A 17256-nucleotide genomic window follows, 5' to 3' on the forward strand; every position below is an offset into this window, starting at 1 on the left:
AATCATGACAGCGAACATCGCCGACGAACCGGCGGACAGGACCAGCAGACGGTCGAGCGAATCGGAGGGTGCCGACAACCAGGCACATCAGCCCAGCATGCGGACCATTGCCCTGTCGAGTCTGCTGGGCACCACCGTCGAGTGGTTCGATTTCTTCGCCTATTCGACGGCCGCCGCGCTTGTCGTCAATACGCTGTTCTTCCCCGAATATGATCCGCTGGTCGGCACAATACTTGCCTTCGGTGGAATCGCCGTCGGCTATTTCGGACGGCCCCTCGGGTCGATCGTCTTCGGCCACTTCGGTGATCGCATCGGTCGCAAGACCATGCTCGTGCTGTCCCTGATGCTCATGGGAGGGGCGACCTTCGCCATCGGTCTGCTTCCCACATACGCTCAGATCGGTGTGGCCGCTCCGCTGCTGCTCATGTCTCTGCGCTTCATCCAGGGATTCGCCCTCGGCGGTGAATGGGGTGGAGCCGTGCTCATCGTCGTCGAGCATGCACCCGCCAATCGCAAGGGTCTCTACGGGAGCGTCCCTCAGATCGGGCTCGCTCTCGGGCTCACATTGGCAACGCTGATCTATCTGGGACTCAATCAGCTCCCCGCTGCCGCATTCGAATCATGGGGCTGGCGTGTGCCGTTCCTCGCGAGCGCCGTGCTCGTGGTTCTTGGGCTCCTTATTCGACTGAGAATCTCCGAGACGCCTGAGTTCGAGGCAATCCGAGCTCAGGGGCGAAGCGCTCGGGTGCCGATCGCGGAGACGCTGAGCACTCATTGGCGCGAGGTCTGCCTCGCGGCGCTGAGCTTTGCGGGGATCGGCGCGGTCTTCTACATGCTCTTCACCTTCAGCCTGACCTACGGCACCGAGTACATCGGTTTCGATCGCGGCCAGATGCTGCTCATGGCGACTCTGTGTTCGGTCGGTGCCGCGATCGGCATTCCGATTGCCGGTCATCTGGCGGACAAGCATGGTGCTCGCCGGATCTTCACCATCGGCTCGGCGGCCATCGTCATCACCGCGTTTCCCTCATTCTGGCTCATCGACACGGGCAACCTCATGCTCGCTTTCTTCGGCTACGTGCTTGCCACCATTGCCTTCTGCGCCTCCTATGGCACCCTCGGGGTCCTCTATTCTGACGCGTTCGACGTGCGCATCCGCTACACCGGAATTTCGCTCGCCCTGGGCATCGGAACCATTATCGGGTCTGCGTTCGTCCCGATCATCTACCTCGAGCTGCTCTCAACATACGGTGGCTCATGGGCCATCAGCCTCTACATGATCATCGCCGGAGCAATCTCGATGATCTCAGCGCGGCTTCTGCGCCAGCGCGGACTCTAAGAGCTCTCCTCGGAGACGCAGGAGACGAACGGCCGCATTCAACCGGAACCGATATTCCGGGTCGGACAGTGCACCACCGGTGAGTTCGTGGATCCGTTCGAGGCGCTGCTGGATGGTGTTCTTATGGACCTGGAGCATTCGTCCGGCTCCGCTGCCGCTCTCGCCGGCGTCGAAATAGGCGCCGAGGGTGGCGATGAGTTCTGTCCCTCGGCGTTCGTCCCAGGCAATGATCGGATCGAGCATCTGCGCGATGAACTGCACCGCCGCATCTGGATCCGTTGACACCAACGCCTGGTAGGGGACAAAGGAACCGGCAGAAACACTCACTCCGCCGATCCCCAACGACGGGAGAATTTCCAGGCAACGCGCAGATCGTTCGGCCGAGGCCACGAGAGAGTCACCGTGGACGGGCGCGAAGACCGCTGTGATGGCCGAAGGCATCTCGGCAGCAAGCTGTCGTCGCAGCCGTTCCGTACGCTCCGGCCCGTCCGCGACCGCCCACAGGACGATCAGCTGGTTGCCTCGCAGGGTGAAAATTGCCTCATCACCGACGAGCTGGGCGATCCGTCGTGTCGGGCGGACCGTCTCACCACCGGGGATGCTCAGTGCCGATGCCCATCGAATCTGACCGGCGAGCGTTGAGATCTCCGAGGTGGGATCGGCTCGTTCGAGTTCGGTTCCGTCAAGGAGATCCCGGAGGATGCGTGATCGACGGTCCGCGCGAGCGGTGTCCACGGCGTCGCGTTTCAATGACAGCAGCGCCGCCACATGCGCCGCACGCTCGAGGAGTCGATATTGGACGGCACTGTGACTGCCGGACTCCGCCGGCATGATGAGGGCTCCAGTCAGGGAGTCGGCTCCCACGATCGCGATGGTGATCCAATGAGTGTCGTCGATCGTCGCCTCTGCGCAGTGCCCGGTCTCCCGGCTCTCTGCCACCGCGGCGGCGAGCTTGTGTCCGGCCGGCACGGGAACCTCGTCGTTCGGATTGGCCGTGAGTCGGCGCAGGCGGGCGTCTAGGGCGATCACCGGATTCGCGAGGGCCTGTGACATCGTGGTCACGATCTCCCCGATCGAACCACCCGCGACCACGGCTGCCGTGAGCGTCTCATGGACTTGATTCGCCCGCTCCATCTGCGCCACGTGTTCGGCGAGCTCACGGTAGGCGGTTTCGGCCGCCTCGGCGGCATGGTGACTGTTGCGCAGGTGACGGGCGGAATTCAGGGCGACCGTGGCATGATCGGCGAAGGCCGACAGCAATGCGACCTGATCCGGAGTGAAATCGTGTCCGAAACGGTTGCAGGCGAACAGGGCACCGAGGACCTCATTTCCGACGATCATCGGGACACCGAGGAAGGAGCTCAGTCCCTCAGCCTCGACCGCTGCATCGATACCGGGATCACGAGGCGCCTCGATCATCTCCTCGTAACGGGAAACCCACACTGGAGCACGCGCCTCGACAACCTTGCTGGCCAGCCCTTTCCCCATGGGAACGACGAGGTCGCGGAAGAGTTCTGAGACGGTGCCGACGGAATGGCGCACGCGCATTCCACCGGTGCCAGCCTCGATCTCGGACAGATAGGTGACATCCGTTCCGATCAGGTCATGGGCGCGCTGGACCAGACGCTGGAGCACCGTATCGACATCGTGCAGCGCCACGAGTTCTCGGGCAGAAGACAACAGCCCCGCGAGCTCCTGAGATCGGCGGTGCAGATGCGAGTGCGTATTCTGCAGCTGTCGCGCCTCGGCGGTGATCCGCTGCGCCGCACCGGGGTCAAGACCTTCAGCGCGGATGCGCGAGTCGATCTCCTCGATCGCAGCAGTGTGGTCCGCAGATGTCGCTCTGAGGAGCGCCAGCACCGCGTCGGCCGATACCTCATCGTTGAGTTGAGATGCTCCTACAGGTCCGTGGTGATCCATGCCCTCATGATAGATCGCCGCATCCTCCGCCCGGTTCGACTATTCACCATCCCTGTCGTCGATCCCGGGCTCGGACGCCGAGGCTCGACTGGGGAACTGTGGGGTGCGACCCTCGGCGAACGCGGCGAGGCCCTCCTTGGCATCGGGGCTGGCGAAGGCCTGCTGCCCGTAGAGCGCTTCCGCGTGAAATGCGGCGCTCAGCGGCATCTCCGCCAGTTGCGAGACCGAGGATTTGATGACCGAGAGCGAGTTCCCGCTGCGTTGCAGCAGCCGGTTCGCCAAGCTCACCGCATTGTCAAGAAGATCGGCCGCAGGCACCACTCTGTTGACCAGACCGCGCTGCAGTGCCGTGTCCGCATTGATCGGATCGCCCGTGAGCAGCAGCTCCATGGCCCACGGATATGGCATCTGCCGAGTCAGCCGCGCCAGGGTCCCACCTGCAGGAACGACTCCGACGCCGGGCTCGGGCAGCCCGAAGCTCGCCGAATCGGCGGCGATCCGCAGATCGGTGGAGAGCATGATCTCGAAGCCGCCTCCCAAGCAGAGACCGTTCACCGCGGCGATGACCGGCTTGAACAGCCTGCTGTGCTTCTGGTGAGCGCCGTCCCATTCGGAGATGTCGAACCGCCCCTCGGCGAGTGCCGGGATCGACTCCTTGAGATCGGCGCCGACACAGAACGCCCGCTCACCGGCGCCGGTGAGGATGGCCACTCCGAGGTTCGGATCATCGCGAACCTCGTCGAACGCCGCAGACAGCTCTTCGTACATCGCCAGCGTCAGCGAGTTGAGCTTCTCGGGCCGGTCTATTGTGATGATCCCGATCCCCTCAGAGCGTTCGAACCGGATCCCACTCATCGCACTGTCCCCGAGGCCCGCAGAATCGCAATGGCGTCGTCATCGAGTCCCGCCAGTTCACGCAGCACGGCATCGGAGTGCTCACCGGTCCCGGGGGCGAGTGCTCGCGTGAGCGGCGGTGTGTGGCTGAGTTTGATCGGTGAACCGAACATCCGCACCGAACCATGGTCCGGGTAGTCGACCTCGACGACCATGTCGCGAGCAATGATCTGGGGATCGTCGATCACCTCGCCGATGTCCTTGACCGCACTGAGGGGAACAAGATCACCGGCCATCTCCTCGAGCTCGACCTTCGTGAGATCGGCGAACCATTCGTTGATGATCGGTCTGATCCGACGCTCGTAGGTCTCCTCGTCGAATCGTTTGGCCATCGAGTCGATCTCAGGATCAACGGCCTGGTCAGCGGTGCCGAAGATCTCGCAGCTCAATGTCCAGAACTTGTCGGTGTACCCGCCGAAGAAGACATAGCCATCCTGGCAGGGGAATAGTTCATAGGGGCGCACGAAGGGATGCTGGTTACCCAACGGCTCCGGCACAGTGCCTTCCGCGGTGTAGGAGACAACGGCATTCTCGGTCAGGCTGAGAACCGAATCCTGTTGGGAGATGTCCACCAGCTGGCCCTCGCCGGTCGCCTCGGCATGTCGAAGCGCGGCCAAGGTGCCGATGACGCCATAGAGACTAGCCGAGAGATCGCCGATGATCGTGCCTACGCGGGTTGGCGGTCCCTCGCGCTCACCGTTCATCGACCACAGTCCTCCCGTGGCCTGTGCACTGTTGTCATAGGCGGGTTTGCGCCGATAGGGACCGGTCTGGCCGTATCCGGAGAGAGCGGTGTAGATGAGTTTCGGATTGACCTCACGCAGCTCGGTCCACCCGAGTCCCAGTCTGTCCATGGTTCCAGCCCGAAAGTTCTCCACGAGCACATCGGCACGTTCGACAAGCCTGCGCAAAGCATCCTTGCCCTCTTCGTGACGAAGGTTGAGTGTGAGACCGAGCTTGTTGCGGTTGTACTGGGCGAAGAACCCGCTCACCGACTCCCCGTCTGCCTCGCTCGGCAGTTCCGGAGGAAACGCCCTGGTGTAGTCCGGATCGTCGGGGTGTTCGATCTTCACCACGGTTGCTCCGAGGTCGGCGAGCATCGTGGAACAGTACGGTCCTGCCACGACGCGGGTGATGTCAAGGACAATGACGCCGTTGAGCGCTCCCGGGCTCACTGCTTCCTGGCGCAGCTGACCAAGCAGCGAATCGATCTCGCTCATGCTCTGACCTCCTCTGATTCGATGACGACCCGCGCCGAGAGCAGCGTGCCGCACTCCGGACTGAACAGCTCTTCGACGAGGAGGCTTTCCGTGTCCGATTTGCGTTCACGTGCGCGTACACCGAGTTCCTTGAGTCGACGTGCCGCAGGGGTGAGAGTCCGTACGGCCGATGACCGCCAGTCCTCTCCAGTACCCAGTCGAGCGCCCGAGGCGGGGCAGTACCATCCGCTGCCATCGTGCTTCGGCGCGGAGAACTCCCCCGTGGCGGCTGGGTGCGATGTCTCTATCGTGAGGAGATCCCCTGGTGCTTTCGACACACGCGATGCGCGAATGCGAGTCCGTTCTGCGGCCGTCGCCTCGACATCGACGACGACCTCGGAACCGACACGACCAGGGGCAGAATCGTCCGGGCTCAGAATGACGCCATAGACGTCATGGGCGACGGCCGGGGTAACGTATCGGTCGACGAGGTCGGACCGGACCGCTTCGGGATCGCGAAGCAATGGGTCTCCATAGCCTCCGCCTCCGGCGATCCACTGGACGAGCACGTCGTTCTTCCGAATCGGCACCGACTGCTGGTTGATCTCGAGCAGCTCGTCCGCGCTGTAGCGCAGGTGCTCGAGCTGGGGCACTCGCCCTTCCCGGTAGCCGTCTGCGGCGTCGGTTTCACGCAGGACTCGGTGTCCGCTGCCTCCTCCGGGCAGTCCGCCGGCAAACCCATCGGCGACGACCGCCGAATTCGGTGCGAATACGGTCTGGGTGACTTCCTGAGCTCCGTGCAGCGTCCATGCGAACTCGAGTCCGAGCCCGCCTCGGTGCGCTCCGTGCCCGGCGCTGTCGATGTTGAGTCGCTTCCACAGGTAGAGAACGGGATAGAGCATCTCATTCATCTCGACATCGGGAAGCATGTTGTTGACCTGCGTCATCATTCCGGCGCAGTCAAGGCCGTCGCGCACGGGTTGCGCCCCGGCTCCCATTCCTCCGCCGTCCATGTTGAACAGGACGAAGAACTCATCGTTGTCGTCGGTTCCGGCAGAGATCCCGCCGGTCCAGGAGTCGGCCCACACTCCCTGTGACCGGCCGAGGATCTCCTCATCGCTGCTTCGGCTGCAGGCTTCGCTGAGCAGCTTCGTGATCACCCGGCTGACTCGGGCGCCTGTGGTCAGATGCCCGTTGCTGATCGGCGCTGGGGGGACGGGATTGACGATTGATCCTGTCTCGGCCTTGACCTCGAATGCTGTCATCACTCCCTCGTTGAAGGGAACGTCCCAGGCGAGGATCGGCACCACGGCAGAGGCGACGCTGCCGACGAGGGCACCGTAGCTGCAGTTGACGAATCCGTCTGTCTGGGGGCTCGAACCGGTGAAGTCGAAGTCGATCTGTCCACCGGATTTGGTCATGGTGCAGGCGACTCGGAACAGTTCGTCGACGTGCCCGTTGTGTTCGGTCCATTCTTCGGCGCTGTAGACGCCGTCGGGGATCTCGGAAATACGTGAGCGGACAACCTTCTCGGCAAGCTCGAAGCTCAACCGAGTGCATTCTTTGAACTCCGTGATCCCGAATTCGTCGATCGTCTCCAGCAGGCGCCTGATGCCCGTGTTGTTGCTCGCAATGAGAGAGCGGACGTCGTTCCAGAACAGCGCCGGCACGCGAACATTGTTGAGTATCAGTCGCCTGATCGCATCCACCGGTTCGCCGCGGTCGAAGATCTTCACTCCTGGAGGCAGGCGAATCGCTTCGCTGTAGCAGTCATAGGCTCCGGGAGCGAAGCCGCCTGCGGTCATGCCGCCGACGTCGACGAGGTGGGCCTGGGACTGTGCCCATCCGATGAGTTCCTCCCCGGCGAAGATCGGAGAGATGATGTTGGTATCCGGCGGGTGGCTCGCCCCCGAGGTGTGGGGGTCATTGCTGATGAATGCGTCGCCGGGGTAGATCGGATCGTCTCCGATGACTTTGACGAGTTCCTCGACCGCGACGCTGCCGGAACCGATATGGAACTGTACGAAATCCGAATAGGCGTAGATTCGGCCCGTCGGGTCGAACAGCGCGGTGTTGAAGTCACCTGCTTCGGTGATGACCGGGGATCCGGAGGAACGGATCATTGCAATGCCCATTTCCTCAACTATCGAATCCAGGCGCATGCGGATGACTTCGAGGCGAACAGGGTCAACCTTTGAGTGCTGGTGTGTCGTGGTCATGGTGTGCTCCTAACGGACGATGAGTCAGGCCTTGGCGCCGAGGCGGATGAGGAAGTGTCCTTGCGGTGTCATCTCGACCGAGGCACCTGAAGGGACGTAGATGGTGGTGTCGGGTTCTTCGAGCAGGCACGGGCCCTGCGCGGAACCGATTGCGGAGAAGTCCCGATAGACATCGGCCTCGACCCGATCTCCGTGTGGTTCGAGGATTGTGCGGGTGAAGGTGGCCGCATCATTGCGTTGATCCACGACCGAGGACAGGGACTGCGTGCTTTGGATTTCGCTGTGGCCCACCGCCCTGACCCGCGAGTTCACGAGAAGCAGTTCGGCTTCTGTCCACGCTGTTCCAGTTCCGAACTCGGACTCGTAGTCTTCGACGAAGCGTCGGTGCAGTTCGGCCTTGTCCGCTTCGGTGAATGGTCCCGGTGGGAGGGTCGTGGTCACCTCGAAGATCTGACCGACGAACTTCATATCGGCCTCGCGGGTGAGTTCTCTGCGCTGGGTCGGAATGTTCTCGGAGGTGAACCATGCCTCAGCGTGGTCCTCGAGCTGGGAGAATTCCGATTCGAGAGCCTCGGCGTCCATCCCCATCGTCCACGGACTCGTTCGTACGGCCGAGTACACCGAATCGGCGTGCATGAGACCGTATGCGGAGAACACTGCGGCATTGCGGGGTATGACGATCTCGGACACCCCGGCCTCCTTCGCCAGGGCGGCAGCGAACAGGCCCGTCGCTCCGCCGAATCCGACGAGAGTGAACTCGCGCGGATCGTGACCGCGGTTCACGGTGATCTTGCGCAGTGCGTTCGACATCTGAGAGCTGGCAAGTCGATAGATGCCCTGGGCAGCTTCATCGACATCGAGCCCCAGCGGGGTCGCCACATGCGATGCGATGGCATCGCGTGAAAGCTCCGGGTACAACGGCACCGTACCCGCCAGGTAGTACTCGGGATTGATGAGCCCCAAGGCGAGTGCTGCATCGGTCACGGCGGGATGATCTCCGCCGGATCCGTAGCATGCTGGACCTGGAACCGAGCCTGCACTGTGCGGCCCGACGCGCATGAGTCCGCGCCCGTCGACCCAGGCGAGACTTCCACCGCCGGCGCCGATAGTCTCGATGTCCACGGCCGTCAGGCTCGTCGGCATTCCTCCGACCTCAGCGCGGGGAAGGACCCGGAACTCACCGTCCATGATCGCTGCGGCGTCGAGGCTCGTTCCGCCCATGTCTGCTGTGAGGATGCGTGATCGGCCTAGTTGCTCACCGAGGAGCCGGGCACCTGTCACGCCTCCCACAGGTCCGGAGTTGAACATGGAGATCGGCGCCTTGGACGTCTCTTCGATGGAGAGGAACCCGCCGTGGACCTGCATGATCTGGACCGGCGCTTGGAGTCCGGCCTTCTTCAATTGGGCGTCGAGCTCCCGGAAATGTTCGGTGACCAGCGGTTTCACGGCGGCGTCGAGTGTCGTGGTCACCATTCGCTCGTACTCGCGATAGACCGGGGTGAGGCGACTCGAGAGCGTATAGGGAACATCAGGGTGATGCTCGTCGAGGTAGCGTGCGATCGCCTCTTCGTGTGCCGAATTCCGAAATGACCACAGCAGGCACACGGCGACCGACTCCGCACCGGTCGACAGTGCGCTTTCGACCGCTATGCCCACGGCCTCGTCAGTCAGTTCGAGCAGCACCGAGCCTTGGGCGTCGATGCGTTCTGGGACTTCGACGATGCGCCTGCGTTCGACGACGTCCGGAGGGGACGTCATCGCGTGGGGGTTTCGTTCATCGGTTCGGGCGGACCGTGCGATGCGCAGCGTGTCGCGGAATCCGGCGGTGGTGAGCAATGCGACTGGCGCGTACTTCTGCTCGTCGACGGCGTTCGTCACGATCGTGTTGCCGAGGACGAACCGATCGATCTCGGGGACAAACTCCGATTCGCTGCGTCCCAGTCGGCCCCGCAGCACCTCAAGAGCCTTGAGGATTCCTGTTGTGACATCTCGGGTGGAGAATGCCTTTGCCGTGTACGCGTGTCCGTCGTCGAGTGCCACGGCGTCGGTGAATGTTCCCCCGACATCGATTCCCACATGCAGCGTCATGCTGTACTCCTGTCTCGCCTTTGAGGTCGCATCTTCCGTCGAGCAATACGTTCAACTGCTCAGACAAGTCGAGCCTAGAATGGAAAGACCTCGTTGAGTATGTGACAAAACCACAGGGTCGACCATAGGAATATGGGCAATCTTCTAAACAACGTCGTTTACCAGGGAATCCCTGATGGAGCCGAGGCCCTATGGAAGGTGGAATCGAACCACCCTCGCTGACATTTAGCTATTGATTTGAGGGCCCGTCTGAGCTTGAGCCAATAACCGTGCACCTGCATACCGAGCGGTTAGATAGAGCGCTTCTAGTCAATCGCGCGGAGAGATGAAGAGCTTGCGCAGCGGTGCCGCGTTGACGTACCACCGGGTCTTCATTCCAGGTTCGAGGCGGACGAGCCTTCCCGGTGATAGCACGACCGGTGACAGTTCCGGTGAGTCGAATTCGATCCGACCGGTTCCGCTGATGACGAGGAAGACTTCCTCGCCTTCGACGTCGCGCATCGCCCCGGCACTCATCTCCCACAACCCGTATTCGGCTCCGGCGATCGTGCCCAACTCTGCGAATGCTGTCGTCGTGCCCGCGGCAGTCTTTGCGCGCCGGAAGTCGTGAAATCAGAACCCTTCGGGGCGGATTTCATATGGCAATACACGGCCCCGCGACCATTTACTTCGCGTCAGACGTGAGATAGAACTGTTTCCGTACACTGTCAGCACGACAAGCCGTCATCGCTCGCCAGTACCCACAATCAGGAGAGAATGAATGTCGTACCTCAACGGTGAGGCGTCCCACTGGCTGTCGCAGTCCCCCGCCGAGACCACCGCCCCTTCCCCGCTTCCCACCGAAAAGCAGGACCTCGTCATCGTCGGCGGCGGAATGACCGGTCTATGGTCGGCCTACTATGCCCGCCGGGCTCATCCTGACTGGCAGATCACCATCATCGAAGCCAAGCACATCGGCTATGGCGCATCGGGTCGCAATGGCGGGTGGCTCTCGACTCTGCTACCCGGCAACCGAGCCAAGTACGCCGAGGCGGTCGACCATGCCCGCACCACCGACCCCACGGGTCCGGTGGGCTCGGCAGACCACGACGGGGTGGAATCGGTGAGGTCGTTCCAATCAGCCCTGTTCGAATCGATCGACGAGGTCCTCGAGATTCTCGATCGGGAGACTATCGACGCACACCAGGTCCGCGGTGGCCACATCGACATCGCGCAGACCGAAGCGGGAATGACCAGAGTCCACGAACTTTTCGACGCCAACCAGAAATACGGCTATGGCCCGCAGGACATGCAGCTCCTCGATGCGGAGGAGACACGGGCACGCATCAATGTCGATGGCGCGCATGGCAGCGTATTCGTCCCCGGCACGGCCCGCATCGACCCGGCGCTGCTGGCCCAGGGACTCGCACGCGTGCTCCGGGCTCAGGGAGTGACGATCTGCGAAGACACGACCGCCGGCCACATCGGCAAAGGCGTCGTGTCGACAGATCGCGGTCCGGTCACCGGGAACACGATCTTCGTGTGCCTCGAGGGCTACTCGGACACCGTCACCGGCGACCTGCCGGGGCTGGAAGGGCGCCAGTTCATTCCCGTGTTCTCGTCGATGATCGCGACCAACCCGCTCCCCGCCTCGGCGTGGGAGGACATCGGTTGGCAAGGCAGGGAATGTCTGGGCGATACCGCGCACACCTTCATCTACGCCCAGCGCACCGACGACGACCGGATCGCCCTGGGCGGGCGCGGGGCACCGTACGCATTCGGTTCCGGTCTGCCCGGTCAGGGTCAGATTCCCGCCGAAGTGGTCGACCTCCTCCGCACGCGACTGTCCTCACTCTTCTCCGACCTCGAGTTCGAAGTCGCCCATGCGTGGAGAGGAGCACTTGGGGTCACGCGGGACTGGTGTGCCGGGATCTTCTTCGACAGCAGTCAACGCATCGGTGTCGCCCGCGGCTACGCCGGACACGGTGTCACGGCCACACACCTGGCGGCGAAGACCCTGATCGACCGGGCAGCGGGCGTCTCAACTCCTCTGACCGCTCTGCCGTGGAACGACCATTATTCGGGGCAGTGGGAACCGGAGCCGATCCGGTGGCTGGGCATCCGCTCGATGTACAAGATCCTCAACATCGCCGACGACTGGGAACGCATCACCGGCGCAAAGAAGACGAGCCTCCTCGCGCAGTTCGGCTCACGGCTGGCCGGACTGCACGAGTAGCGACATCAGCGGGCCTCGCCGTGGAGCAGTTCACCGCCGATGACGGTCGCGGAGGCAACGACCGAAGAGATCTCAGGGGAGTCAACGGCAAGAATGTCCTGGCTCAGGCAGACGAAGTCGGCGAGCTGTCCGACCTGAAGTGTCCCGACCTCGTTCTCCCGATCGACGGCATAAGCGGATCCATAGGTGTAGGCCCGAAGCGCCTCGGCAATCGTCACCTTCTCGCTGGGTGCGAAGTCCGCGCCTGAGGAGGTCTTCCGGTTGACGAGGTCGTGCATGGACACGAAGGGGTTCGCATCGGAGACCGGCGAATCGGTCGAACCCGGCACGACGATTCCGGCATCGAGAAGAGACCTCATGCGATAGGTGCCCTGGGAGCGTTCGGCACCGATGGCGGAGAGGATCCCATCGCCGAATTCGGAGATGAAGACGCCCTGCGGAACGGGAATGACACCCAGATCGGCGGCGCGTTTGACCTGCTCATCGGTGGCGATCGCGAAGTGCTCGATGCGGTGTCTGACAGTCCTCGGTGAGTCCGCGAGCGCGGCGGCGATTCCGTCGAGAGCATGGTCGATCGCCCGGTCCCCGATGGCATGAGTGGCCACGGTCCAGCCGGCGCGGTGGTAGGCCGGGATGATCGTCAGCAGCTCTTCGGGTTCGACGACCATGAGTCCTCGGTTCGCGTTCTCCCCGCAGTAGCATTCGTGCACGGCAGCGGACCGGCCGATGAGTGAGCCGTCGGAGACGATCTTGACCGGGCCGAATTTCAGTCGTTCGTCGCCGAAGCCGGTGCGAATACCCAGGTCGAGTGTCTTCATGCCGTCGGCATTGAGCTCGAGTTCGTGAAGGACCTGGTGGAAGGGCATGACCGTCATGCGCGGTCGCAGGACGTTCTCAGCAATGGCCTTCTGGTAGATGCTGAGGACCGGGGAATTGATGCCCGTCGCTCCGCCGACAAGGATCCCGGGCTCGGTGAGACTGGTCAGTCCGTACTCGAGCGACTGCTGGGATGCCAGTTGCAGGGCATTGATCGATTCCGCCTCGGTGACCTTTGCCGCTTCGAATTGGATCGGCTCACCGGCGGTCTCCTGCAGCAGACCTTCGGCACGTCCCTCACCGTCGCGGACGACCCGTCCGCCGGGGATGTCCGCATAGTTCCTTCGCCCCGTGGCTCCGACGCGTTCGAACGCCGCCGTGTTCGCGACGATCATGTGGTGCGAGACATGTTCGATGATCGCCGGGCGCCCACCGGTGACCTTGTCCAGGCCCTCGGCGGTGGGATGTCCGCCGAGGCGGTTCTGATCGTAACCGCTGCCCCGCACCCAGGCACCGGCGGGCAGTGACTGCGCCCGCTTCTCCAATACCGCATAGAGTTCGTCGAGGTTCGTGACGGCTGGGTAGCGCAGGTCGACGTTGGCGAGCTGTTCACCTGTGCCCATCGTGTGGTGGTGGGCATCATGGAGACCAGGGATGACACGTGCGTCACCGAAGCTGAACTCCGCCCTCGCGCTCAGACCGTCCACCTCGTCGATGGCGATGATTCGACCGTTGTGGACGGCGACGGTCTTTGCTTCTGGCCGTTGGGGATCACCAGTCCAAAAACGTCCGTGCCAGATGCTGTCGATCTTCATTCCTGCCCTGCTTTCTTCATTTGACGCACTGACGGTGCAGATTTCGAGTGAGTCAGACCGATGAGGTCTGTGCAGTCTCCGATTGTTGCCGAGACTTCGTTCGATACAGTCCGATGACCCCGACAATCGAGAGCACGACTTGGATGATGTAGAAGGCCATCACCGACCAAGGACTGTTTCCGGTCGAGTTGAGAAGCCATTGCGCGACGATCGGCGTGGACCCACCGAAGATCGTCGCACAGAGCTGATAGGCCAGGGAGACTCCCGTATAGCGAATCCGTGCCGGGAAGGCATCGGATAGGGCGGTGGCAAGCATTGCATAGTACGCGGTCGCGCCGATCGTGTTGATGACAAGAGTGATCGCCAGGAAAAGTTCGTTCTTCGACTGGATCGCCATGAAGAACGGTGGGGTGACGATCAGGGTGAGGACGAGACCCCAGATGAGAATCGTCTGAATCCCATACTTCTCCGACAGTTTCGCGGCCACGGGTTGCCAGAGGAACTGAACGACTGCAGCGAGCAGGATGAGATTGAGGATGACCGTGCGATCCATGCCGAGGATCCCAGTCGTCCACGACAGCATGAACGTGTTATTGAAGTACGCCGAGGCGATTCCCACTATCGAGGCGAGGACGCCGAAGAATATGAAGAGTCCGGCAACACTGAAGGCCTCGACCAAGGGAACCTTCGGGGTCTCACCGGCGGCCTTCACTTCGCTGAACTCCTGAGATTCCTCGACCCGAGACCGGATCAGGAGGGCCACGATGACGAGAACTGCGGAGAACAGGAACGGGACTCGCCATCCCCAGGTCATGAACTGGTCGTCGGGAAGCAGACCGACGAGCATGAACGCAGCCGTCGAGAGGATCGATCCTGCGGGTGAGCCCTGCTGCACCCAGGCTCCGGCGAGTCCTCGTTTGTCCGACCTCGAGTTCTCGGTCGCCAGGACGACCGCGCCTCCCCATTCACCGCCCACAGCGAGACCTTGGACGGCGCGGAGGACGACGAGGAGGATGGGCGCGGCGAGTCCGATCTGCCCGTAGGTGGGCAGGAGGCCGATGCAGGTCGTGGCGATGCCCATCATGAGCAGGGTGACGATGAGAGTGTTCTTGCGTCCGAATCGGTCACCGAAGTGGCTGAAGATCAGACCGCCGATGGGGCGAGCGAGGAACCCGACCCAGAAGGTGGCAAAGGAGGCGAGCAGCCCCGATCCCTGCGCCATGTCAGGGTAGAACACGGTGCTGAAGACGAGAGCGGCGGCCGTGCCGAAGGCAAAGAAGTCGTACCATTCGATGGCGGTACCGACGAAGGCGCCGGCGATCGACCGTTTCTGACGCTGCTGGGCACTCTGGGCAGTCTGGGCTGTCGCTGACATGGGTGGTGGTCTCCGTTGACGAATGGCTGAGTGAACATGCGAATGGTTGAGTCAAAGCACGTTGGACAGCCCCACTCTAGAGTCAACCCTTCCATACACTCCAATACTAATTACTGAGGATTGTGATAACTTCCGTGCATGGATATTGCTGCATGCGAGAGTTTCCTCGCGGTCTTCGACACCGGCACTGCCACCGCAGCCGCGACCGCGCGTTTCGTTTCTCAACCGGCGCTCTCCCGCCAGATCCACGCCCTGGAACAGCGATGTCGAACGGTGTTGTTCACACGGTCGAAGACCGGAATGAAACCCACCCATGCGGCGCGCCAACTCGAGCCGGTCTTTCGGCGACTCATCGAGGAGGTGCGAACGGCTGAGTCGGCGATCTCGACCTTCGGCCAGGAGCGGGTTCCCCTCTCAATCGCGTGCCCGACGATGGTCGCCGAAGGTGTGATCCTTCCCTTTGTCGCTGATTCGAGAACCGAGGTGGCGAATATCGTCGAACGTCCCACAAACACAATCTTCGACGCTCTGGCTCGGCGCGAGGCCGATCTCGCTCTTGCCCCAGCGGTCCCGCCCCCGGAATTCACGTCCAGAATGATCTACCGGATCCCCTTCACGGTCCAGGTCGCAGAGTCCTCGCAGCTGGCCGAGCGTGATTCGCTCGATATCCGCGAACTCGACTCTCTGCCGGTGATTGTGCCGGACAAGTCCAATGGCACACGAATCAACCTCGACCGGCAGCTATCTCGAGCACACGTCAACTACCGTCCACTGCAGGATGTCTCACGTGCTCACATTGGCCAAGCTATGGTCAAAGCCGGGAAAGGGGTCGTCATCACGGTCGACCCGCCCAAATACGGTCTTGTCGCACTCATGCTCACCGACGGCAATTCCCCGCTGTCGATGGAAGAGTGGGCCGCCTGGCCGTCCGAACATTTCGCGGAGGACTCCATCGACCATTTCATCGACGAACTCCTTGACTGGATGCAGACCAGGCCACTGTTCGACAACTTGGACTTCTCGCCTTCTGCCCGGGCCGAGCCGGATCGTGAGGAATCGGACGCGGGAGACCAGCCTCCGGAGGTCAAGATACCGTTGCAATCACCGATGCCTGCAGAAGGAAGAGTGACCCAATGACGCACACATACCGCCGCATCGCCCCGATGGCACAGAACTACCCGGCCTCTAATATCCGCAAGATGTTCAATCTGGCACTGGAGTACCCCGACGCTGTGAAGCTGACGGTCGGCGAGCCCGACTTCAATACTCCCGACCACATCAAGGCCGCCGGCGTCCGCGGGATCGAGAACAACCAGACCCGGTACGTGGCCAACGCCGGGATCCCACCGTTGCGCATAGCGATCGCGGCGAAGTACGCGGGCCGGTGGAATCGCGAAGTGACGGCCGACAACGTCATGGTCTCCTTCGGTGCGATGGAGGCGCTGACCTTCGCCCTCGACGTCACTGTCTCCCCTGGTGAGGAGGTGATCATCCCCGATCCCAGCTTTCCGAACTACGTGGGACAGATCCACCGCCTCGGCGGAGTTGCGGTGCCGGTGCCGGTTCGTGAGGATGCGGGGTTCAAGCTTCGCGCCGAGGATATCCGTGGCGCGATCAGCGACAAGACCGCGGCGATCATCATCAACAGCCCGTCGAATCCCCTGGGATCGGTCATGGACCGGGCCGAGTTGGAGACGATCGCCGATCTGGCCGAGGAATTCGGCTTCACGGTCATCTCCGATGAGGTCTATGACCAGATCACCTTCGACGATGCCCAGTTCACCTCTATCGCCGAGGTGCGACCTGGCTTCGATCGGTTCCTCGTCGTCAACAGCTTCTCGAAGACCTATGCAATGACCGGGTGGCGCTGCGGTTTCGTCATCGGATCGGTCGATCTCATCGCACCGATGGCCTTTCTCCAGGAGGGAATCACCTCGAGCCTGCCCGGATTCGTGCAGGAGGCGGCACTCGCTGCGATCGAAGGTCCACAGTCCGACGTCGACATGATGGTGCAGTCCTATGCGCGACGCCGCGACCTCATCACCGAACGCATTGCAGCCATCGACGGGATCAGCATGCTGCGCCCCGAGGCCACGTTCTACGCCTTCGCCAACATCAAGGACTGGGGACTGACCTCGTGGGAGGCGGCCACCGCACTGCTTGAGAACCATGGGCTGGCGACGATTCCCGGTTCGGCGTTCGGCGCCCAGGGCGAGGGTTACCTGCGGCTGACGTTCTCTGTGTCTCCGGAGACCATCAATGAGGCGTGCGACCGAATTGCCGACTTCGCTGCAATGCGGTGAGCACAACGGCTCTGTGGAATACACCGACGCTCATCTGCCTTGATACCAGTGAGACCAATAAACGCACCCAAGC

At 62.4% G+C, this 17256-nt stretch carries 12 protein-coding genes; 4 read left to right on the forward strand and 8 right to left on the reverse strand.

Annotated features, from left to right (window positions below; all coding sequences use genetic code 11):
• Positions 1-4 precede the first annotated feature (4 nt).
• Positions 5-1339, forward strand: coding sequence for an MFS transporter (locus HX613_RS16255; protein ID WP_235346272.1), 1335 nt, complete (start codon positions 5-7; stop codon positions 1337-1339).
• On the opposite strand, the gene HX613_RS16260 is transcribed toward HX613_RS16255, so the two are convergent.
• From HX613_RS16260 to HX613_RS16285, 6 genes are all read right to left on the reverse strand, one after another.
• On the reverse strand, positions 1307-3259 hold the full coding sequence (locus HX613_RS16260) for a helix-turn-helix domain-containing protein (RefSeq protein ID WP_235346273.1): 1953 nt from the start codon (positions 3257-3259) through the stop codon (positions 1307-1309). The two genes, HX613_RS16255 and HX613_RS16260, sit on opposite strands and share 33 nt — an antisense overlap.
• Positions 3260-3298: 39 nt before the next feature.
• Positions 3299-4114, reverse strand: coding sequence for an enoyl-CoA hydratase/isomerase family protein (locus tag HX613_RS16265; protein WP_235346274.1), 816 nt, complete (start codon positions 4112-4114; stop codon positions 3299-3301).
• Positions 4111-5373, reverse strand: a complete 1263-nt coding sequence (locus HX613_RS16270) for a CaiB/BaiF CoA transferase family protein (protein WP_235346275.1) — start codon at positions 5371-5373, stop codon at positions 4111-4113. The genes HX613_RS16265 and HX613_RS16270 overlap by 4 nt, the downstream gene beginning before the upstream one ends.
• Positions 5370-7571 (reverse strand): hydantoinase B/oxoprolinase family protein, encoded by a 2202-nt coding sequence (locus tag HX613_RS16275; protein ID WP_235346276.1) that lies wholly within the window; start codon positions 7569-7571, stop codon positions 5370-5372. Before HX613_RS16275 ends, HX613_RS16270 begins: the two co-directional genes overlap by 4 nt.
• A 24-nt stretch (positions 7572-7595) precedes the next feature.
• Positions 7596-9659: a hydantoinase/oxoprolinase family protein gene (locus HX613_RS16280; protein WP_235346277.1), complete on the reverse strand. Its 2064-nt coding sequence runs from the start codon at positions 9657-9659 to the stop codon at positions 7596-7598.
• Between the two features lie 309 nt (positions 9660-9968).
• Positions 9969-10214 (reverse strand): cupin domain-containing protein, encoded by a 246-nt coding sequence (locus HX613_RS16285; RefSeq protein ID WP_235346278.1) that lies wholly within the window; start codon positions 10212-10214, stop codon positions 9969-9971.
• Positions 10215-10419: 205 nt separating this feature from the next.
• On the opposite strand from HX613_RS16285, the gene HX613_RS16290 reads away from it, so the two are divergent.
• A complete protein-coding gene (locus HX613_RS16290; protein ID WP_235346279.1) occupies positions 10420-11874 on the forward strand; it encodes an NAD(P)/FAD-dependent oxidoreductase in 1455 nt (484 codons plus the stop codon).
• A 5-nt stretch (positions 11875-11879) separates the two neighbouring features.
• On the opposite strand, the gene HX613_RS16295 is transcribed toward HX613_RS16290, so the two are convergent.
• A complete protein-coding gene (locus HX613_RS16295) occupies positions 11880-13505 on the reverse strand; it encodes an amidohydrolase (protein WP_235346280.1) in 1626 nt (541 codons plus the stop codon).
• Positions 13506-13557: 52 nt separating this feature from the next.
• Positions 13558-14880: an MFS transporter gene (locus HX613_RS16300; protein ID WP_235346281.1), complete on the reverse strand. Its 1323-nt coding sequence runs from the start codon at positions 14878-14880 to the stop codon at positions 13558-13560.
• 138 nt (positions 14881-15018) lie between these two features.
• On the opposite strand from HX613_RS16300, the gene HX613_RS16305 reads away from it, so the two are divergent.
• Together HX613_RS16305 and HX613_RS16310 are read left to right on the forward strand one after the other, a co-directional pair.
• Positions 15019-16017 carry a LysR family transcriptional regulator gene (locus tag HX613_RS16305; RefSeq protein ID WP_235346282.1) on the forward strand — a complete coding sequence of 333 codons (999 nt, stop codon included), beginning with the start codon at positions 15019-15021 and terminating at the stop codon, positions 16015-16017.
• Positions 16014-17183, forward strand: a complete 1170-nt coding sequence (locus HX613_RS16310; protein ID WP_235346283.1) for a pyridoxal phosphate-dependent aminotransferase — start codon at positions 16014-16016, stop codon at positions 17181-17183. Before HX613_RS16305 ends, HX613_RS16310 begins: the two co-directional genes overlap by 4 nt.
• Positions 17184-17256 lie beyond the last annotated feature (73 nt).

Source organism: Brevibacterium sp. UCMA 11754, assembly GCF_021532275.1.
Taxonomy (GTDB): Bacteria; Actinomycetota; Actinomycetes; order Actinomycetales; family Brevibacteriaceae; genus Brevibacterium.